Source organism: Cyclobacterium sp. 1_MG-2023, assembly GCF_030546805.1.
In the GTDB taxonomy this organism is placed as follows: domain Bacteria; phylum Bacteroidota; class Bacteroidia; order Cytophagales; family Cyclobacteriaceae; genus Cyclobacterium.
In genome coordinates this window covers 458,713-480,086 of record NZ_JAUOPC010000004.1, presented here as the reverse complement: position 1 = coordinate 480,086, position 21,374 = coordinate 458,713, and the positions used below count along the sequence as shown (strand labels likewise).

Here is a 21,374-nt window from a genome sequence, read left to right as displayed (position 1 = left end):
TTTTAATCAAAAATTATGCTTAGATTTTTGGCAGGAATCATTACTGCAATTGTCATTATTTGGTCGTTTCAATATTTCGTGGACAAATCTAATCAAAAAGATGAAGTCCAACTTAATTCCGCACTATTGGAGCAGCAAATTCGCCAAGTAGGAAAATTAATCGTTACTGAAGGACAATTTTCTCAGGTGCTAAGCTATAAGAACACCAAAAAAAATTACTTCGATATTTTTTCAGCAAACAAAAAAGCTTTGGTTATTGTGAATGCAAAAGTAACTGTGGCTTATGACTTGAGACAAATTAAAACAGAAATAGACCAAGAAAACAAACAGGTCGTCATTCTATCCCTTCCGGATCCTGAAATCAATACTTATCCCGATCTTAAGTACTATGATGTCAGCCAGGATTATTTTAATCAGTTTGACGAGGCAGATTATAATAAGATTAAAGGTAGTGTGGATAAAATGATACAGGCCAAGATTGATCAATCAGATCTCAAAGCCAATGCCAAAGAAAGGCTGATCAATGAGCTTTCCAAAATATATATTTTGACCAATTCACTGGGGTGGACCTTGCAATACCAAGAGATAACAATAAACGCTCCTACTGATTTGGACAATTTGAATTTCTAGTGAAAGCATGGGTTGGGTTTACCTAGTCCTCCCTTCTAAATCCCCTTCAACAAACCTATGATTCTTAGTTTGATGAGGATAGTTGTCTTTAATCTACATTCGCTTCTATTGAGATGGAAGAAATATTTCCGGTCATAAAAATACCAAACCCATTTTCAATATTCGAATAAACCTGCACCGGCTGCGCAAAAGGATCACCATCATTCCAGTCTTGCAATCCATAGGTAGACTGAAAATCATAGTAACTTTTAGATATATTTTTCAATACAAAATGAACTTCTCCACCGTCAACCTCCATTTCCATATAATTACCTCCTGTGAAAAAATCTATACTCGCTTCTTTTCCATCAAATAACTTATCGTCAATTATCAAACCGCCATTCAGGTAAAAATCACTTTCATAGCTGGGGTTTTTGGGCTCTAGATAGATCGTTCGGCTATCATAATAATACACCTCATCTCCATTTTGGTCAATATAGTGATCCATACGGTAATAATAGGCTGATATCTCATAGAAATTTTCTCCCTCCGGATCATCAAATATGAGTGAAAAGTCATCCCCTGACAACCAAGCATCAACATAGGCTTGCCCATTATAAACCAAATCTTTAATGGGAACCTGAACAGGAACAAATTCAGAAGCCCTTACCACAGAATATCCTTCGACAACGGCTTCAACAATGTATTCTTTTCCTCCCTCCACCATATGGTCTAAACTAATGTACTCCCCACTATCCTCATTGTATTCAAGGTAATAAGATTGACCTTCGATAGTTAGTTTCACCTCTGCTGTGGTTATGGGTTCAAATTCCCAATTATTGTCAAGAATATGTCTCGAATAAGTTAGCCTTACCTTCGGAAAAGTATTGTGAGTAAGGGTTGAATTTAAAACTACCTGCGGTTTCTCAAAAGGAATATCAATATCCACAGTTGTTTCACAGGAACTGTACAAAAGCCCGACCACAACAAAAACAAACTGGAAAAATCTTCGAAAGCTAAATAATGTATTCATGGTCATCTAAAATTTAAAGCCGTAAGAAAACGAAGGTATGATTGGAAAAAGACTGTATTGTTTCACCTTTTTATTGCTCTGCTGATCATAACCAATGTCCATAAAGAAAGGGTTCATCCGGTTATATACATTGTAAATACCAAGCGTCCATTTTCTTTCTCCCCACTTTTTGGTCTTCCACCAACTGAAGCTCAGGTCAAGTCTATGGTAGTCTCTGTTTCGGAAGTTATTTCTACTTTCATAGTATTCTACATCCGGTCGCCATGAACCTCCAAAGCGGGTATCCACCTCGGCACCTTCATACCTTTGGGTAGGCAGTGATACAGCATTCCCTGTACCATACACCCAAACCAATGAAAAGTCTTTGTTATCCTTCCAGTCATGGGTAAGGGCAATACTCACATCATGTCTTCTGTCATATTTATAAGGAAACCATTCCCCAAAGTTAATCTCGTCAAATCTCCTTTCGGTTTTGGAAAGGGTATAACCAACCCAACCGGAAATTTTACCCACTTTCTTCTGAAGCAATAGTTCAATGCCATAACTTACGCCCTCTCCTACAGCCACTTTGTCCTGCCAATCTTCATCAAGGTTGAGATAAGTTGCCCCGTCTTTGTATTCAATCAAGCCATCCATGGTTTTGTAATAGGCTTCTGCGCTGAATTCAAAACTATTGAAGTTTTTAACCCCTCCTAAGGCTACTTGCATCGCTTTTTGAGGGCCTATATTGGCAGTAGCCGGCACCCAGAGATCAGTAGGTAACCCCAAACCTGCATTGGTTAACAAATGGATAAATTGAGCCATGGTTACATAAGATGCCTTGACAGAGGTAGTTTCATTGACCAAATACCTGGCAGATATCCGTGGCTGAAGTGAATTATAATGTTGGTTATCTGTGGTGAATCCTGAATAATGAAGACCTAAGTTGGCTTTCAAGCGAGTGCTGATATTGAAATCATCTTCAGCATATACCGAATACTCAGTGGAGTTCAACTCATCTGCACCTAATTGAAGATCATTGTCACCGGAACTGCTTTTACTTGCATAAACACCGGGGGAAAATTTATGGAAAATAACATTGGTTCCAAATCTAAAATAGTGATCAGGATTAGGGATAAATTCAAAGTCTGCCCTGCCTGCCCAATCTCTTATTCCGGAGAAATACCTGTCCGAATAAACATTGGTTTCGGTGGTACCTAACCCGGTAATTGTCTCCTCATAATTGCTGAATAAATCAAAATTATAACGACTATAGGTAAAGGTATAATTACTAAAAAGGCGGCTATTGATCACATTATTCCATCTAAGAGCGGAAATAAAATTGCCCCATTTCAAGCCAAATTCCTCATCATAATCTGTCCTTTCATTGTCATTGACATAAAAGTTTTTATACTTGGAATAGGCCTTGTCATCCCCAGAATATACACTCAGGTACAACCTGTTTTTATCATTAATAATATGGTTAACCTTGCCATTCAGGTCATAAAAATAATAGCCGATATTTTCATCTCCTTCAGTAGCAGCTTTAATTATCGGTTGGGCCAAAATATCCAAATAAGTTCGCCTGGCAGATAGAATAAAAGATGTTTTGTCCTTTTTAATCGGCCCCTCAAAGGTTACTTTAGAAGCAATAAGGCCTATGGAACCTTCTCCTTTAAACTCCTGCATATTGCCTTCCTTCATGCTGATGTCGATCACAGAGGAAAGACGACCACCGTACCTGGAAGGGAAACCACCTTTTATAAGTTCCACATTATTGATGGCGTCTGCATTGAAAACAGAAAAGAAACCAAACAAATGGGAGGCGTTATAAACCGGAACACCATCCAATAAAATCAAATTTTGGTCAGGGCCTCCTCCTCTAACGTAAAGGCCACTCCCACCTTCTGTTCCTGATTGCACGCCGGGAAGTAATTGCAACACCTTAAAAACGTCAACTTCCCCCATTAGGGCAGGCAATTCTTTGATCTGCTCTATGGGTACATTCACGGAACTCATCCTAGTGATTTCTTGAATTTGGTCCATATCAGATGCTGAGACTACCACTTCTTCCAGCGTCCCGTCAGGTATTAGCGTTACATTTATAAGGGTATCTTTTTTGGCTTTGAGTTGAATGTGCTTGGCTTGAAAGCCAACAAAACTAAAGTACAGGTCCAAACTGTCTCCGTTAGTGGTATAACTATAAAATCCAAACTGATTGGTAACTGTCCCTTTTTGAGAAACCTTGTCATAAATATTCGCTCCGATCAGGTTTTCACCTGTGCCCTCTTCCTTAACGGTGCCACTAACGGTGATTTTCTGAGAAAACCCTGGAAAAATGAAAAGGATTGATAATACACAAAATGTAATAAATCTCATTTTTTATATAAATAAGGATAATACCAAAAATAATTTGGCAAATATAATTTAATGCTTGGACTTGACAACTAATATTTTCAACCTTAAACGAAACATAATAATAGTCATCCAAATATCGGACTGATAAAATCCCTAAAGGAAATTATCATTATTTACCCTATTAAAATTTAAGAAATTATTTTATTAAAAGGGTTAATTTCAATAAATAGCACCGCCCCGATCACAAGACGTAAAATAAATGCATTTCGCTACACTTTTTAATTGTAAAGCATTTTGGAATAAGCATTCATATTACCGGACCCTGAGAAGAAGGGGTAGGTTTACGAAATACGTTACCCTATGGCTTCGACTCCGCTCAGCCGCCGGCATTCGGATAATCCATGTGAAAACATATCGGGAATATTGGGATTGAACTCTCCCTTTTTTTTCCTTGTCTTGGGGGATTTTGAGCTTTCAGCCATGCAGTGGCTTTCGCTGAACGAGGAATATTTCTATAAACGAAAACACCAGCCCTGAAGGCGAAATGGCCAAAGTCTTTCCCTGTTTCCCCCCTTCTCAAAAAAGGCTCACAATAAGGATCCGAATAACAATTATTATTATAATAAAACGACCAATTGTTCTAAAAAAACCAGACCTGAAGGGTCTGAACTATAATAGCCGTGGGTGAAAACCCACGGGAAGGAAAAACATGCCCCCTCAACACTGAAGGTGTTGAACAATTGCTAGTTATCCCTGATGGGAGAAAAAGTGAAAGTAGGAAAAGGTATCTCGGATTCGTTACCCTATGGCTTCGACTCCGCTCAGCCGCCGGTAAACAGATAATCCATGTGAAAACATATCGGGTTTATTGGGATCGAAAAATCCCCAATATGATTCCTTTTTTCAATAGCCCTTAACTTTAACTGGGGGATGGTGAATTACTCGTCTTCGTGGGTTTAGCCAAATCTTATTGTTAAGGCGTTTCCCTACAAATTTTGGGATTGGGGCAGTTTGTGTTTTTTTGATGAAAGTTGAAAAATTTCGGCATTATTGGTCTAAGTTATACTTTGCTAAACTTTGACCAGATGGGTCATTTTTTCTCAAAACCCCAGACCTGAAGGGGCTGAACTATAATAGCCGTGGGTGAAAACCCACGGGAAGGAAAAACATGCCCCCTCAACACAGCCTAGGGAATGCATAAACGAACTCGGAAAGCTTCTCCTTAAAATCGCTTCCTTAAAGCAAATAAAGCCCAAAAAGCCACGATTGCCAGAACTAATAATAACAATCCGTTGAACGGATCACCTAGCAAAATATTTCCGGTTCCAAACAGAAAGCTAAACACGCCAATTACCCCTGCGCCGAAGGCCAGTATTGCTGCCTGAAAATCAAAATAGCCTGTAGTGTCCACTTTTTCACCTGTACTTCCTATTAAATTATGTATTCTTTTCCAACCCGGTCCCGGAGCCTTGGTTTTTTTTACGAATGAAACCAGCACTTCCCTTTCCGTAGGTTCCGAAATGTAAGCTGTTAAAATCCAGCAAAAAGAGGTAATCATGATCCCAATAATTAATTCCTCATGGGTGGCCAAGGGCTCAAAGAAAGTATCATGAACAAAAGCAAAATACAAGGCGGTTAAAAAGGAGGCTGCCATGGCCACAATTTCACTCATGGCATTAATTCGCCACCAATACCAACGTAAAATATATATCAAACCTGTTCCTGCACCTATTTGCAACAGGATACTGAAAGTTTGCAAGGCATTTTGTAGTTGCAATGCCACATAACCACCCAAAATCATTATTGTTACGGTTGCAACTCTTCCCACAAACACCAAATGTTTTTGGGTACTGTCCGGCTTGATAAACCTCAGATAAAAATCATTGACCATATAAGAGGCGCCTAAATTAAGCATGGTAGAAAGGGTCGACATATAGGCTGCCACCAAAGAGGTAACCACCAAGCCCATGATGCCAACGGGCATAAAAGACAACATGGCAGGATAAGCCATATCATCCTGTACGATGGAAGGATCCGCATTGGGAAATGCATCCCGAAGGGAGGCCATATCCGGAAAAACAATGATACTACACAAGGCTACCAATATCCAAGGCCATGGCCTGATGGCATAATGAACGATGGTGAAAAACATTACCGATGACAAAGCGTTCTTTTCATCTTTGGCAGCAAGCATTCTTTGGACAATAAAGCCTCCACCTCCGGGCTCAGATCCCGGATACCACACAGACCACCACTGGATAAACAAGGGGATAAGAAATATGGTCAGGAATATTTCCTTATTGGCCAAATCCGGAATAAAGTCTAGTTTGTCTACTATCATTTCATGGCTGACAAGGTTTTCAAGACCACCTACTGCAGGATGATTAACAGCTACCCAAGCAGCAGCAATCGCCCCAGCCAATGATAGTACAAATTGGATGAAATCCGTAAAAACAACCCCTCTAAGCCCTCCTAATGAACTGTATATCACTGTCACAATACCGGAAATCAGTAAGGTCGCCATCGGGCTAATTCCCAGTAACACCCCACCAATTTTAATCGCCGCCAAAGAAACACCGGAAATAATGACCACATTAAAGAACAATCCTAAAAATATGGCCCTGAACCCCCTTAAAAAAGAAGCCGCTTTGCCACTGTAACGCAATTCATAAAACTCAATATCGGTTAAAACCCCTGACCTTTTCCATAATTTGGCAAAGAAAAACACTGTTAGCATACCTGTTAAAAGGAAACTCCACCACACCCAATTTCCCGAAATCCCATTTTTCCTCACGATATCTGTAACTAAATTGGGCGTATCGGTAGAGAAGGTGGTGGCCACCATAGAAGTCCCCAAAATCCACCAAGGAAGGTTTCCACCGGCTTTAAAAAATTCATTAATATTTTTAGATGATTGTCTGGAACTGTACAAACCTATACCCAGAGAAACCGCAAAAAATGCGATCAATATCAACCAATCAATTCCTTGTAATAACATAATTTAATTTTGTGAGTGGGGATTAATTTTCAGTGAAAAGATTATTGGTTTGATTTTGGGTTTAAATTACATTTATTTTCTAACAGGGATATTTAGCCCACAATTTATCTGAGCCTGATCCAATGCCATTCCTATAAACATGGGATAACTCCAGTTTTTATACCTACCCCAAATTTCTCCTGAATACTTGGGAAATACTTCTTCAGTAATTAATGGGATTAATGGTTTTGCTTGAATACCCAATTGACGGACACTAATAGCCGCCTGTAAAACCTGAACTTCATCGTCTAATAAGAGCATCTCACCCATCAATTTAAAGGCAGCTTCATTATCCTCATGCTTAATCAAGATTTCTGCTGCTTTGATCGCCACAGCCGGGGCCTCATCAGATAAGAGGGACAATACGTTCGGAACCACTTCTCCAATATCTCCCTTATAGGCTGACAAACTAACAAGAGCCCAAAATCGCACCGCGTCAATTTCACTAGCCAAATAAGGCAGAATGGCTGAGGGCTTATTGATTTTACCCACCATTTTGGCCGCCTTTAATATTGCGCTGAAATCAGCTTCAGGGTATCCCCTGCTGATCTCATATACACTCATATTATTTCCTTTGGCCTGCTGCATCATTATCCCTTCAGATAGCAATCCTGTGTCTCGGTTTTGAATCATCCATTCATCAAGCTCATTGGCCAATTCTGCTATTTTATTTTCAAATTTCGGGTCATTTGCTAGGTTATGCTGCTCCAAGGGATCTGTCTTCAGATCGTATAAAATCTCTACCGGCTTGGAAGTGAACATTTTCATGGTTGCTTCAGGAAGGTCTCCGGCCTCCCGAAGTCGGTTAATTTCCGCATAACTCCCTCCTTTATTAAAAATTAAAGCATTTTGGTAATAAGGCAAGTGGGGCATAAAATGACGGATGTACAGATACCTCCCATCGTAAACAGACCTTGACACCTCATAAACATCGTCTGCCCTGTCCCTATAGCCAAATACATACTTTCTTTCCTCTTTTGCCAAGAAGTTGATTCCTTCCATCATATCAGGAACAGGAACTCCTGCCAGGGCAAGCGTAGTCGGTGCAAAATCTACAAAGCTAACCAGCCTATCCGATTCCATAGCAGTAATAGGCGCCACCAAGTGTTTGTATTTTTCAGGAACATGTAAAAGAAAAGGGACTTGCAAACCGGCATTGTCTAGCCAACGTTTGTGTCCCGGTAGGCCATGTCCATGATCAGAAAAGACGAAAATTATTGTTTCTTCCAATAAACCATCTTCCTCCAATTGGCCTAATAAATCACCAACTTGCCGGTCAAATACGGAAAGCAAATCATACATATGCGCCCATATTTCACGCATTTTAGGACTATCCGGTAAATGGGGTGGAAGTACTGCCTTTTTGGGATCATGAAAATTTTTAAGGCCTGAAGTATCTGTTGAACGCAAAGCATTGGTAGGCCCTTCATGGGTAATCATGAAATTAAAGACACTAAAGAAAGGCTTTCCCTCCGGCCTATTTCTCCAGTGAGCTTCTTTGCTACTCTCATCCCACCTTCCTTCATGGCTAAAATTATAATCTGTCTTTACATTATTGCTCGTATAATACCCTGCCTCTCGCATAACTTCAGGCAATATTTTCATTGGCTCAGGAACCGGTATATCAGACCTCAGGTGCTGGGTACCTAGGGAGCTCGCATACATTCCGGTGATTAAGGTAGAGCGCGCAGGGGCACATATGGGTGCATTGGAAAACACCTGGGTAAACTTTATACTTTTATCTGCCAATTGATCCAAAATAGGTGTGTTGGCATATTCATCCCCATAAGCACCATAAATTGGCCCTAGGTCTTCATGAGAGATCCAGAGAATGTTTGGCAGCTCCAACTCCTTGTGGCTATTATTACAAGCCATAAAACTCATAATAATGAAGAATAGGATGATGTGTTTCATTGATCTATTTAATTTGACATACAATCTAATTGAAAAAATCACTTAATTACTGAAATAATGGTTGAAATTATGTTATTGCCCATATTTTGAGGATAACCGGAAAAACAAATTCAATATTAATGACATTCAATTTCAAAAAAATATACAATCAAGCAGATCTATGGACATTGTTTCATTTGTATCTAGCACCAAAGGTCTGCGGATTAGCATTTGCTATTTAGCACTGATTGAAAATTTAATATCTCCCTTCTGCTTGTCTTCTTTCCATTTATAAACTATTCTATACAATTCCTTTCCATGGTTGGAGATTAGCTTAGGATCTTCAATTGAAATTGGTTCGATAATGGCATCAAGTTTTCTTTGGTCAAAGCGCATATTTATTGCAAACCCATCACCTGAAATCTCTAATAAGCCGGGAGATTTTAAGGCTACTGGTAATGCACTCATAAAATGGAAGTTTATTGCGTTTTTATGCTTTTCCAATTCAAAATGGTCCCTTACGATTAAACCATCTTCTCTCTTGAATTCATAGGTCCTTACCCAGGTTTTCACTGCGGCTTCATTTGGATAAGCATTTGCAATATCTGTTTGAAAATGAACTTGATCATTTTTCATACGATATCGGGATCCTTTTGCTTTAAAATTCCCACCGTCTTTTTGTGCCACTCCATTAATGAGTGGTAAATTATGGTAATTGGATTGCATTGTCCAAATTGAATACCGCTCAGGGCTAAAAGTTTGCCTTGTGTAAGTGCCTACTCCCACATCGATAAATACTGGTTTTCCGTCATAATAAAGCATAAAGGAACCCACGTCATTGTGATTATGGTTTTCATTATTATTACCTCCCTTTGCTGTAAAATAAAAGCCACCGGTATTCGCTTTTTCTCTAGCTATCACCACATCCCAGTCAGGAAAATAATAATCTTTAATTTTGGGGGCCTCCACATGCACCTCGTTTAAGGAGGTCAGCAAAAATATATTTCTCAACCTATCCCCAATTGTGCCGGAAGTTACCAAGTCTTTTTCACTGCTTTTATTTGCCAAATAAGCCGCAAAATTCTCCATGATAGGATCATTTATTTTTTCCCCATACCTGAATATTCTTCCCGGATTATGCTTGATTTTTAATGGAGCATCAGCAAAATTAATATAATATCTGCCATCATTAATATGAGATCGATAAATGTATTTCCCCATATTTTCAATAAGTGGATGAGCAAAAACAGGAGCTATCCCTCCATCTATGGCCTTGTCTAATAGTTCCAGATAGTCAAACATTTTACCGCCTGCATGAGCCCAGTAGGCGGGCCCTTCACTGCAGCTACCGTCATCGGGATAGGAATTTATAAATAAATCAACTGACTGCATGGACTTATAGATAGCATCTTGTTTTTTAATCGGGTCATCCTCTACCAATAACAAAACATTAAGAACGTTGAAATTACACCATGGCGTCCAGTTATTTACTCTCCCTTCTCCCCAGCCGGTAATCCACCAAAAATCATTTCGTTCATAAAATGGATGCAATACTTTCTTTTTTAATTCAGAGGTAAGCCTCCTACCTATTACAGGGCTGATTTCATTAAAAGCATCCTTGAAAAAATATAAAGTCCATGCCAAATCACTCGCTATATCTCCAACCATTAAATCTATAATTGGATCGTCGATATCAGGCAAAATGGTGGTTGGGTTAGCGATGCTTCCATCAAATCCATACAAGTAAAAATGTGCTGAGGCACCCCAATATGTTTGTTCGCAGAAAGCAAAAACCCCATTGACCAAGTCATCTAAAAATCTACCTTTTCCCTCCACTAACTCTGCCATCATTAAGGTTTGAAGGGCCTGTTTTCTGGCACTATTAACTGTAGCATCTTTAGACCTATCTCCTGTTCGGGTAAATTCCAGATACATACTGGCCTTAACGATTGGCCAATCGTAATTTAAGTAAGCCTCTCCTTCTTTTATGATAGTTTTCCTGACTTCATCCGGAAGTTTACTCCATTCTTCTCTTTCCTCATAGGCTGGATAACTGACCCATTTTTTTGCACTGTTTAAATTCTCAGCAATTTGTTTTCTATTTAAGGAATGAATTAATAGGTTTCTGTTTTCTTGCGAATAGGCCGAAAACACCATAGCGAAACAAATAAATAGCAGTGGGATTTTATATATTTTTACTGGCAAAGGTATAGACATGGAATCGGGCTTATAGTAATTTTTTAAATTGGACTGAAACCCAGAGACCCAGATAAAAATGAGGTCTCTGAACAAAATCAGGAGTATCAAGTATCCTTATTAAATGAGTTAATGGATTAAATCATATTGTTGAAGTAATTATAACACGCTTGTATTTGGTCATAGCAGGTAGGCCCTTGTCTGTTACCTCGAGAATAAGGTGCAATTCTTTTCCCGGAGGCAAGGGTGGAACCTCCACTTTAATTTTGGCGTCTTCCGAAGTAGGTTTGAATATAACCGGACCAATAGGTTGAAATATTTCATTGTAAATCCACCACCTGTAGGTTAATGCATCCCCATCCGGGTCTGTGCTTGCAGAGGCATCTAGCTCCAATTCCTTACCGGGCAGCACATCTAAAAATAAAGGTGTACCGGACTCATCTCCATTTACAATAACTACAGGGTTGTGGTTGGCCTGTTCATAAGGTAAAACGGCCCATTTAACCCTGGCCATTAAGTCTGACTGAAAGGCTGTTCTCCATCGGGCCACCCCATGTCTTTCATTCAATGTACCTTCCATAAAATCCGGAGCATCTATATACAGTTGATTGAACAATAATCTGTACCGACCTCCCCAGCCTCCCCATTCAGGATGATCCGGGACGTTCAAGCCATTGCCGATCAAGCCAAGGAAGGAGGGGCTGTCCCCTTCTTTCATTCCATCGGTTCCATGTCCGTTTAATTGGTAGCAATCACTTAATGGTCCATTGCCGTGAATATTATTTTTCACCCAGTTCGCATCTTGCATTTGCTGATTACCTGTCATGTACATGCCACGGAAGGCAGAAAGCTCTCTGATACCGGTACCGGTAAAGCCATTCCAGGCATAGCCATTGGCTATGAATCTTAAGGCTTTAAAGTTTTTTAAAAGGTAATTTCTATGGCCATCTTGGTCACCAATGGCGTGAACTTGCATTTTCTTGCAGAATTCATCAAGTTCCTTCTTACTTCGGGTATTTTTAACCTTCCAAAGGGCTTGAACCAATTCCCTTAGTCCACCCCATACTGGAATGTGGACCATCCCTTCGCTTTTATCCACAATTTTGATAATGGCCTCAGAGGCTTCTGAGTCGTGACCTTCTCCAAAAGCCTCTGAGTTACCACTACCGGATTTGATTAATTTTGCCAGCATATCCGGGTGGGGAAAATCCTCCTTATGTAGGATAAGGTTGGGGAAAATCTCCCCATATGCTGCCAATTGGCGCTGAATAATTTCCGGTTTGATGTCCTGACCATGCCCCAATCGACTTGTAGCACATATAGCTTTTATGTCAAACTGGTCTGCATAATATAAAAACCTAACCAAGCTTTGTTCATCATCTGTATCTCCCCCAATATCAGTAAGTACTATCACTTGCGGTTTTTCCTGTGCCTGAAGCAGTACCGGCACTAACATACAAAATACTATAATGGGTAAAGAAATGGATATAAATTTTAGCATCTGGTCATTTTTTTGGTGCTTAAGAACAAAATCCTGGAATCATTCAAGATCACTTCAACTCAAGTCCTTTGGTATCCACAAAGTCTTCACCTCTGATGGCAATAAACTCTTCCAACAATTCTTTCAATTTTTCAGGATTTTCTTCTGCAAGGTTATTTTGCTGTTCCAAATCAGTACTTAAATCATACAATTGAAAATCAGAGTCATTCCCCATTTCAATATTCACAAATTTATTTACAGCAGGGCCTTTATAGGGAGGAATCAGTACCCAATCTCCTTTTCTATAAGCGGTGCGGGTAGTGGCTTCAAGTACTAGGGCATCTCTTCCTTCGCCATCACTTCCTAAGAACAATTGAGAAAAATCCTTGCCATCTTTAGTCCTTTCCTGACTTCCTGAAATAGCGGCCAATGAGTTAAAAATATCAATTTGACTAACCATAGCATCCGTAGTTCCCGGTAGGGCTTTTCCTTTCCAATAACTTATAAATGGCACCCTTGTTCCTGCTTCAAACAAACTGTATTTCCCACCTCTGAGCGGACCAGCAGGTGTATGATCTCCAACCAGTTCCTCTGCATCATCATAGTATCCATCATTCAAAACCGGTCCATTGTCACTGGAAAAAATTATCAGTGTATTTTCCAAAAGACCTTCTTCTTCCAGGGTTTTAATAAATTCACCAATGCACCAGTCTGCTTCAAGAATTACATCTCCTCTTGGCCCCATACCTGATTTCCCTTCAAACCTTGGATGCGGCGTCCTGGGAACATGAGGTTGCTGAAGAGCATAGTATAAAAAGAAAGGTTCTTCCCTGTCTTTTTTGACATATGCTTTGGCTTTCTCAAGGAAATGATCCGCCATGTCTTCATCTACCCATTGTGCCTTTTTACCACCTTTCATAAAGCCTATTCTAGGAATACCATTGACAATGCTATTGTTATGTCCATGGTGCCATTTCATTTTGAGCATTTCCGGATTATCCTTACCGGTTGGTTCTCCTTCAAAGTTTTTGTCATAACTCACTTCAATAGGGTCATTAGGGTCCAAGCCTTGGACCATTCCGTCTTCTAGGTAAACTGTAGGCACCCTATCTTGCGTAGCAGCCATTATATAGGAATAATCAAAACCTACCTCATTAGGGCCGGGGCTTACCTTTTCATTCCAGTTAACAGTACCATCCCCCAAGCCTAGGTGCCATTTACCCACGACTGCAGTGGCATACCCCTGACTTTTTAGCATCTTGGGTATGGTCATTTCATCTGTTCCTATTAACAAAGGGGCAGTTCCGGGCAATATTTTTGCATCTTTATTCCTCCAAGGATAGGTTCCTGTTAATAAGGCATATCTACTGGGAGAGCAGGTAGCAGAAGAAGCATAGCCGGCTGTAAATTTTACCCCCCCTTCTGCCAATTTATCCATGTTTGGTGTTTCCAATGTCCCGGCATCATATGCACTCATGTCCCCGTAACCGAGGTCGTCCATATAAATGATAACGATATTGGGGTTTTCAGCTTTTTCTTCTTCTTTTATCTCTTTTGGGCCACATGATGCCAATAGCAGCAACATGCCAAAAATATAGGTTAATTGACCAGGTAATTTTAAGTTCATAAATGGTTTGGTTTCTTTAAGATTTTATAAATAAACAATATAGAAAATTTATATCAAAACCATAACTCACCTCGCATTTTCAATTGCTGAAACAATGGCCTAAATATCCACTATAGGGTATTATCATATATGCCAAAACAGCTTTTATTTAAAATTTACCTATAGAAAATGGCTAATAAACAAACTTCTGTCCTTATTCTCCTATTTCACCTATCTGTAGCTGTTGTTCCTATTCATGCCCAAAATTCTGCACATCCCAATATCATCATCATTCTGGCAGATGATATTGGCTATGGAGACCTTGGTGGTTTTTATGGTGGAGAAGCCAATACACCCAACTTAAACCGCCTGGCTCAAAAGGGAATGCTTTTCACGGATTTCCACAGCAATGGCGCCATGTGCTCACCTACACGTGCCGCATTGTTGACCGGACGTTATCAGCAGCGGGTGGGTATAGAAGATCCCTTACCGGGATTCTGGCAAAAACCGGGAAAAGGAAAGGTGAAAGGCATAAGTGATGCAAAGCATGCCAAACCTAAGACCATTGCCCACTACTTGAAAGAAACGGGATATGCCACTGCCTATTATGGCAAGTGGCACCTGGGAAATCATCCTGACGCCAATCCTACCAAGTTTGGCTTTGATGAGTTTAAAGGCCTAACCTCCGGCTGTGGGGATTATTTCAGTAAAATCGATCGCTACGGCTATCCTGACTGGTGGCACAATAACCAGTTATTTTTTCAAAAAGGCTATACCACGGATGTGATTACTTCAAACGGAACAAACTTCATAAAGAAAAACAAAACGCAGCCTTTCTTTTTATACCTGGCTCACTTAGGGGTTCATTTTCCTTGGCAGTCCCCTCATGACGGCCACCTACAGACTCGTGTAGAAGGAGAAGATTTCACCAGTAATAAACCCGGTACACAAAGCAAATTGGGTCCCCATAATCCAAAAGATGTTCCCGCTGTATTACGTGAAATGATTGAATCTTTGGACAGCAATATAGGGCATCTTATTCAGGTTCTGGAAGAAGAAGGCTTGGCTGACAACACATTTATATTCTTTACTTCTGACAATGGGCAATACCTGGATTATGATGGGAGTACCTGGCCTAAAGTGGGCTCGAACGGTAAGTTGAATGGTGAAAAAGGGGATCTTTATGAAGGTGGTCACCGGGTGCCTGCCATAGCCTACTGGCCGGGAAAGATATCGGAGAATGTAATTTCAGACGAAACCCTGATGAGTATGGATATCTTGCCAACTGTTCTGAAAATAATCGGTAGCCCAATGCCGAATCAAAACGGAAAACATGCCTTGGATGGAACAAGCTTTCTGGAACTAATCACCCAAAGAAAAGTAATGCCCCAAAGAACCTTATTCTGGAAAACTCCTGAAGCCAAGGCTACAAGAAAAGGCAACTGGAAAATTTTATTTAATGAAGAAAACAAAGAAGGTATGCTATTTGATCTTGCCACAGATATTGGTGAAAAGAAAAATAAAAAATCTTCACATCCTGAGATATTCGAAAACCTTTCCAGTTCTTTAAAAGCCTGGGAAAAGAAAGTTTCAAACCCTAACTAAAATAAGTACACCTAGAAATAGAAGAACCATAGTATGGCTAGGCATATAAATTAATTGATCCAAATAAAAAGGGAGGCTAAAGTAGCCTCCTTTTTATCATATTGAACATATTTTTAGTTACAATTGCTCGTTAATTTATTATCAGTTAATCAACATCCCAGAAAAGTTCTCTGGAAAGTACATCATCTGCCTGAACTCTCTCATAATTTTCTGTATTATAAGTTTGCTCAGATCCAGGATAAATCCATCTGCTAGGCGGTAAAGATTGCTGGTTAGACTGATCTTCCCAAAATTCAAGACCCAACACGTCGTTCCTTCTGATTTCTGCCCAGTTTTCATGAGGTTGTACAACATTATAATGTAACCATCTTTGTCTAGCGATCAACTTCATTTTTTCCATTTCAGAAGTTGCCATACTCCAGCTAATGTCATCTTCAGACAAATACGCCATCACATCATCTTCTGACGGAACCTCCGGATCAGGTGAAATGGTAGTATTAGTCATCCCTCTTAAAATTTCATAATAATCGATGGACTCCTTAATAGCCGTTTCATAATGCATCATGGCTTTGCTATCTTGTCCTTCTTTGAGGTAGAATTCTGAAGCAATCAAATGAACCTGAGAAGCATTGATTAACATACCGGGGAAATACTGGTTTCTGCTAAGCGTAGACCTGTTATAGATGGTAAGTGTATTGGTACCAATTAGGTCTGTTTGATCAGATCCATTCAATAATGGATCAAGTCCCATATACTCACCTTCTGCTTCTTCACCCGGCTCGAAAACATAGGTAAGTCTTGGATCATTGTTGTCAAGCATGTGATCAACAATTTCCTTCCCGGCAACATTTCCATTCCAGTCTTCCAAACCTCCTTGCCAACTGGTTGCACTTATCAGCGTACCCAATTGATAAATACGAAAGGTAATATTTTCATCATTGGTTGTCACAACCGGGTAGTTTGTAGGATTAGATAAAATCTCACTAATTTCTGTCGCAGCTCTAGATGCAAAATTCGGAGCCGCACTTACCCTATTCAACATTCTCAACCTTAATGAATTGATATATTTTAACCACATATCGATATCCCCTCTATTGATCAGATCTTGGGTCTGAAAACCTGTAAGGATTCCAGGGTTGATATCCATTGTTCTCAATTCGTCAGCAAAACCGGCAAGATCATCAAGCATCTTCGTGTAAATGGCTTCCGGTTCATCATATCCGGGATAGGACATGCTGTAATCGCCACCATTGGTACTTAACATTCCTGCTTCAGAAAATGGAATGGCTCCATGAAGATCCACTACTTTTTGCGTATGGTCATATAGGTAGGTAGCCGCTGTGATCATATAGATCCTGTTATCTTGCTTATCAAGCTCTGAAAGCCCATTGTACACTTTTTCCAGTTCTCTGTATTGAGCCAAGAACTGATAGTAATTGTTCCACCTGTCATTTATTGCCGCAGAACCCGGTACATACTGATTTTCTTCGTTGGCCCATCCTACAGCCTGGGTATACCTGTTAAGTGTAATCCGCAACACCACAAAGTAATTCCAGTAACTGGGAAGAACGTACTCCCTATTGGCAATGATAAAACCTGTAAACTGCTTATCTACTGAGGTTTCAGACACTTTTGAAGGGTCAGCATAATTGTCTTCAAACTCCGAATATTCACATCCGGAAATGCTTACAATCAGTACAAGAAAAAAGCTTATTAATTTAATTTTCATAATTTCTTAAGTTTTAGAGGAAACAACTATTAGAATCTTGCCCTAAGCATAAGACCCATACTTCGGGTAGCCGGGTTGGTACCTGCACTTGTAAGTGTTTGTGCCCACCTTGAACCACCTGTAAGAACTTCCGGATCCAGATCCTTTAAGTTTCTGTAGAAGAAAAACAAGTTTCTACCAAAAGCGGACACTTGAATACTAGATGCACCTAGTTTTGAAGCAATTTGTGATGGCAAATCGTAAGCAATAGATAATTCTCTTAACTTAAAGTAGGTGTTTTCCTTGATATACAATTCATACCTTGCCTGGCTATACTGTGGACCACCCCAGTTGTAGGTACTTTGATAATATAATGCTTGAGAAATTACATTCGTGTTAGGGTTTCCATCTGAAGTTACACCATCCATTAGCATTCCATCATGGTAAACTTCTTCTCCATTGGGCCCTTGACCATCGCTAGTCTGCACACCTTGCCCATCGGCATTCACATAATAAGACAAACCTCCACTTTCAGTATCCATATATTTCAAACTTTCCTCAGTAAGCCCTCTACTGATCATCCAGTTTACACCGGTTGGCATTACATGTCCGCCTATTTGGAAATCAGCCATTACATCAAAGGTGAAGTTTTTGTATCTTAAGGTATTAAACACCCCACCGACAGCTTTTGGCATGGCATTGCCCGCACGGATCCAATTGTTAGGGTCAATTTTATACAATCCATTTGGTTGGACTATTTTTTCACCATTACTATTGGTTTCAATAGGTCTTGCATAGAAATCTCCCATGGGACGTCCCACCACAGACCTTAACTGGGCTGCATTGCCATCATAATCTGCATGCAAAAGCTCTGTAGCATTATTGGCCAATTTCTCAACGACGTTTTTATTTCGTGAAAAATTAATTCCTGCTGTCCACTCGAGATTAGTGCTTTTGTAAGCTGTTCCATCAATACCGATTTCTATACCTTTATTTCTAAGTGTACCAATATTGGCTAGAACAGAACTTGCACCTGAAGTAGATGGAAGGGTTAAAGGCAGAATTTGATCCCTAATCTGTGCGTTATAGTAAGAGAAGTTAAGGTTTAACCTTCCTTGAAGAAATCTACTTTCGAAGCCAAATTCAAATTCGTGCTTTTGCTCAGGCCTGATCAAGTCATTACCAAAACTACTAGAAATGTTTGTATATAACACGGGAGATCCGCCCGTCTGTTGAACCCCCAAAGTATTTTGGTTATAGGCAATATTAGCCCTATAAACATCCGGATAATTACCTACAATACCCCAGGAACCTCTAATCTTGGCAAGATTAATAAATCCCGGCAATTCAATGGCATCAGAAAGAATAAAACTGGTATTAGCGGAAGGATAAACAAAGGCATTGTTATCCGGGTTCATGGTAGACGTACGGTCTCGTCGGATCGTCCCTTCTAAAAACCAAAACCCTTTATAATCCAAATTAACAGTTCCAAGTGCAGCATCTATCACTTGTGAAGTTCTGCTAGAACCATTATTTGGAAGGTTGACAGAAGCCACAATATCAAATAGGTTCTCTGTACTTAGGCCACCATTTGTTCCTCTGGAAATTGAAGAATAGGATTCTTTATTGGCTGTATATCCTGCCATGGCACTTAATGTCACCTCATCAGTTAGTTTCTTTCTATAAGTTAGTAACAAGTCTCCATACAAAATGCTAAAGATTTCATTCGACATACTAAAGCCACCGGAAGGTCCAAATGCCAATGGTCGTGTCGAAGAAGTCTCATTTTCATTTTTTCGGTAAGTGAAATCTGTGGATAACCTTGCCCTCAAAAATAGTTCATCCGTGATATCGTAATGGTTGGTAATGCTACCAATTACACGATTACTTAGTTCTGAAGCCTGGTGTTCGTTCACCCTCCAAACATAGTCCCCTATGGCACCCATAAATCCGTTTCTGGTTATGTTTTCATCAGGAGTTAAACTCTGACCATTCCCTGTTACATAACGGTAACCCCTACTGGTCTTGTACTTATCCAGATACCAGGCTCCATTATCAAAACGGGACATCATACCCCCAAAATTATTAATCAGACGGTCAACAGAATAGGGTCTGTTTGCAGTGTACTGGTTGATGTAATTTATCATCAAGTCTGTACGCACTTTTTTAGAAATTCTAAATGTAGAGTTCAGGTGAGCGACATTTTTGCTGTTTTTAGAGTTTAAACTTAACGCTTCATTGTCCTGACGTGTCAATGATAATCTAAAATCTGCGACATCGGTTGAATTGGATATGGCAACGTTTACTTGTGAATTAACCGGATCATTAAATAAAGCAGCATAACTATCTTCCTGTGCCACATAAGGTCTCTCTACCCCATCCCAACCGTATACCATGCGACCATCAAATTTAGGTCCAAAGTTTAAGCTAGTATTTGGTAAGCCAAGGGTGCCATCTTCATAAGTGAAAAAACCGTCCTCATTCTGCCCCACATCAAAAACATGATTGGGAGCACCTGGCCCTCTAACGTTTTGATACCTTGGCAAATAAGCAATCTTATCCATTGAAATATTGGCATTAAAATCCACTCTAAATCCTTTGGTTGATCCTTTTTTTGTTGTAATCATGATCACTCCATTAACCGCTTCAGAACCATACAGCGCCGCAGCGGAAGCTCCCTTGAGCACTGTCAATTCTGCAATATCCTCCGGGTTGATATCAAGAAGTCCGTTTCCACGCAATCTCTGGTCGCCCCAATAATTATTGTTCGTCACCTCTTCATTTCGGATAGGCACACCATCCAAAATAATCAAAGGCTGATTTCTTCCTGTGATGGAATTGATACCACGTATGGTAATATTAACAGCCGAAGTAGCTCCACCAGCACCGGATTGAATTCTAACACCGGGTGCTTTTCCATATAAAGAGGTAGCAATATTCGGAGTACCCACCTTCACCAATTCTTGAGATTTAATGGTAGTAGTTGCATAACCTAGCGCTCTGGGTTCTTTTGGTACACCCAAAGAGGTAAATACGAATTCATCCATTTCCCCTATATCTTCATTTAGGGTAATATTTATGGTACTTTGATTCCCAACATTTACTTCTTGGGTTTCAAAACCTATATATGAAAATACCAGCGTGGCATTGGCTGCAACGTCTATCGAATAGTTCCCTTCTATGTCTGAAACGGTTCCAATATTAGAGCTTTTCACCGTAATGGTAACCCCAGGCAGAGGTTCACCATTGGTGTCAACCACCTTTCCAGTAACAACTAAGTATTCCCTCAAATCTTCAGTTTTTGAATTGATTATTGCACCAAAAGCACTGGAGTAAATTGGTACAGAAATCAATATAAATACTAAGGCAATAACCTGAATAAAAGTTGATATTCCTTTTATTGCAAAGCCAGTTTTTAGTAGATTTTTTTCATTTTTCATGTTTTTGATTTTGTAGTGTTTAGAGTTGTTTCACTAAAGAATAGGCTCTCCTATCCTTTAATTGTTCGTTTTTCGGTCAATCTTTTAAATACATTTTCTCATATAAGTAATTTAGTTTTGTTTATATTTTTATTTAACAGGACGAGCACTAGTTAATAATTTTAATTTTTAATTCCAATACTATAAGAAGATTTTGAAATGTTTAATTTGGAATAAATATTTTATATATACATAAAAAACTTGCTATAACCTCATAACCAATTAAAATATTGAACAACCATCCAAGGTTGGAATATTTGAAAATAAGAGACGGTTTTTCTTCATTTGAGACAATTGTTACCGTTAACATAAATTTTAAGTATTGTTAACTTTTTTTAACACAATTGATAAACCTAATTAAATTGTAGTAATCAATCCTGTTTAATAATTC

Annotated in this window: 11 protein-coding genes; 2 read left to right on the top strand and 9 right to left on the bottom strand. The window is 39.5% G+C overall.

Going from position 1 to position 21,374, the window contains the following annotated elements:
- Positions 1 to 15: 15 nt before the first annotated feature.
- Positions 16 to 630 (top strand): DUF4230 domain-containing protein, encoded by a 615-nt coding sequence (locus Q4534_RS08565; protein WP_303612753.1) that lies wholly within the window; start codon positions 16 to 18, stop codon positions 628 to 630.
- A gap of 88 nt (positions 631 to 718) precedes the next feature.
- Here Q4534_RS08565 and Q4534_RS08560 read toward each other — a convergent pair whose 3' ends face one another.
- From Q4534_RS08560 to Q4534_RS08530, 7 genes are all read right to left on the bottom strand, one after another.
- Entirely contained in the window at positions 719 to 1,642 is a 924-nt protein-coding gene (locus tag Q4534_RS08560) for a DUF4249 domain-containing protein (RefSeq protein WP_303612752.1), read from the bottom strand.
- Between the two features lie 6 nt (positions 1,643 to 1,648).
- The gene (locus Q4534_RS08555) at positions 1,649 to 4,000 is read right to left on the bottom strand and encodes a TonB-dependent receptor (protein WP_303612751.1); all 2,352 of its coding nucleotides are present in this window, start codon (positions 3,998 to 4,000) and stop codon (positions 1,649 to 1,651) included.
- A gap of 1,201 nt (positions 4,001 to 5,201) precedes the next feature.
- Positions 5,202 to 6,977 (bottom strand): sodium:solute symporter family protein, encoded by a 1,776-nt coding sequence (locus tag Q4534_RS08550; protein ID WP_303612750.1) that lies wholly within the window; start codon positions 6,975 to 6,977, stop codon positions 5,202 to 5,204.
- Between the two features lie 72 nt (positions 6,978 to 7,049).
- On the bottom strand, positions 7,050 to 8,930 hold the full coding sequence (locus Q4534_RS08545) for a sulfatase-like hydrolase/transferase (protein WP_303612749.1): 1,881 nt from the start codon (positions 8,928 to 8,930) through the stop codon (positions 7,050 to 7,052).
- 213 nt (positions 8,931 to 9,143) lie between these two features.
- Positions 9,144 to 11,126 carry a heparinase II/III family protein gene (locus Q4534_RS08540; RefSeq protein WP_303612748.1) on the bottom strand — a complete coding sequence of 661 codons (1,983 nt, stop codon included), beginning with the start codon at positions 11,124 to 11,126 and terminating at the stop codon, positions 9,144 to 9,146.
- Between the two features lie 121 nt (positions 11,127 to 11,247).
- Entirely contained in the window at positions 11,248 to 12,606 is a 1,359-nt protein-coding gene (locus Q4534_RS08535; RefSeq protein ID WP_303612747.1) for a nucleoside hydrolase-like domain-containing protein, read from the bottom strand.
- A gap of 49 nt (positions 12,607 to 12,655) precedes the next feature.
- Positions 12,656 to 14,212 carry an arylsulfatase gene (locus Q4534_RS08530; protein ID WP_303612746.1) on the bottom strand — a complete coding sequence of 519 codons (1,557 nt, stop codon included), beginning with the start codon at positions 14,210 to 14,212 and terminating at the stop codon, positions 12,656 to 12,658.
- A gap of 168 nt (positions 14,213 to 14,380) precedes the next feature.
- Here Q4534_RS08530 and Q4534_RS08525 point away from each other — a divergent pair, with 168 nt between their 5' ends.
- Positions 14,381 to 15,796, top strand: coding sequence for a sulfatase-like hydrolase/transferase (locus Q4534_RS08525; RefSeq protein WP_303612745.1), 1,416 nt, complete (start codon positions 14,381 to 14,383; stop codon positions 15,794 to 15,796).
- A gap of 145 nt (positions 15,797 to 15,941) precedes the next feature.
- Here the strand turns inward: Q4534_RS08525 and Q4534_RS08520 are convergent, their stop codons facing one another.
- Together Q4534_RS08520 and Q4534_RS08515 are read right to left on the bottom strand one after the other, a co-directional pair.
- On the bottom strand, positions 15,942 to 17,525 hold the full coding sequence (locus Q4534_RS08520; RefSeq protein ID WP_303612744.1) for a SusD/RagB family nutrient-binding outer membrane lipoprotein: 1,584 nt from the start codon (positions 17,523 to 17,525) through the stop codon (positions 15,942 to 15,944).
- Positions 17,526 to 17,554: 29 nt separating this feature from the next.
- Positions 17,555 to 20,944 (bottom strand): SusC/RagA family TonB-linked outer membrane protein, encoded by a 3,390-nt coding sequence (locus Q4534_RS08515; protein ID WP_303612743.1) that lies wholly within the window; start codon positions 20,942 to 20,944, stop codon positions 17,555 to 17,557.
- Positions 20,945 to 21,374: the final 430 nt, after the last annotated feature.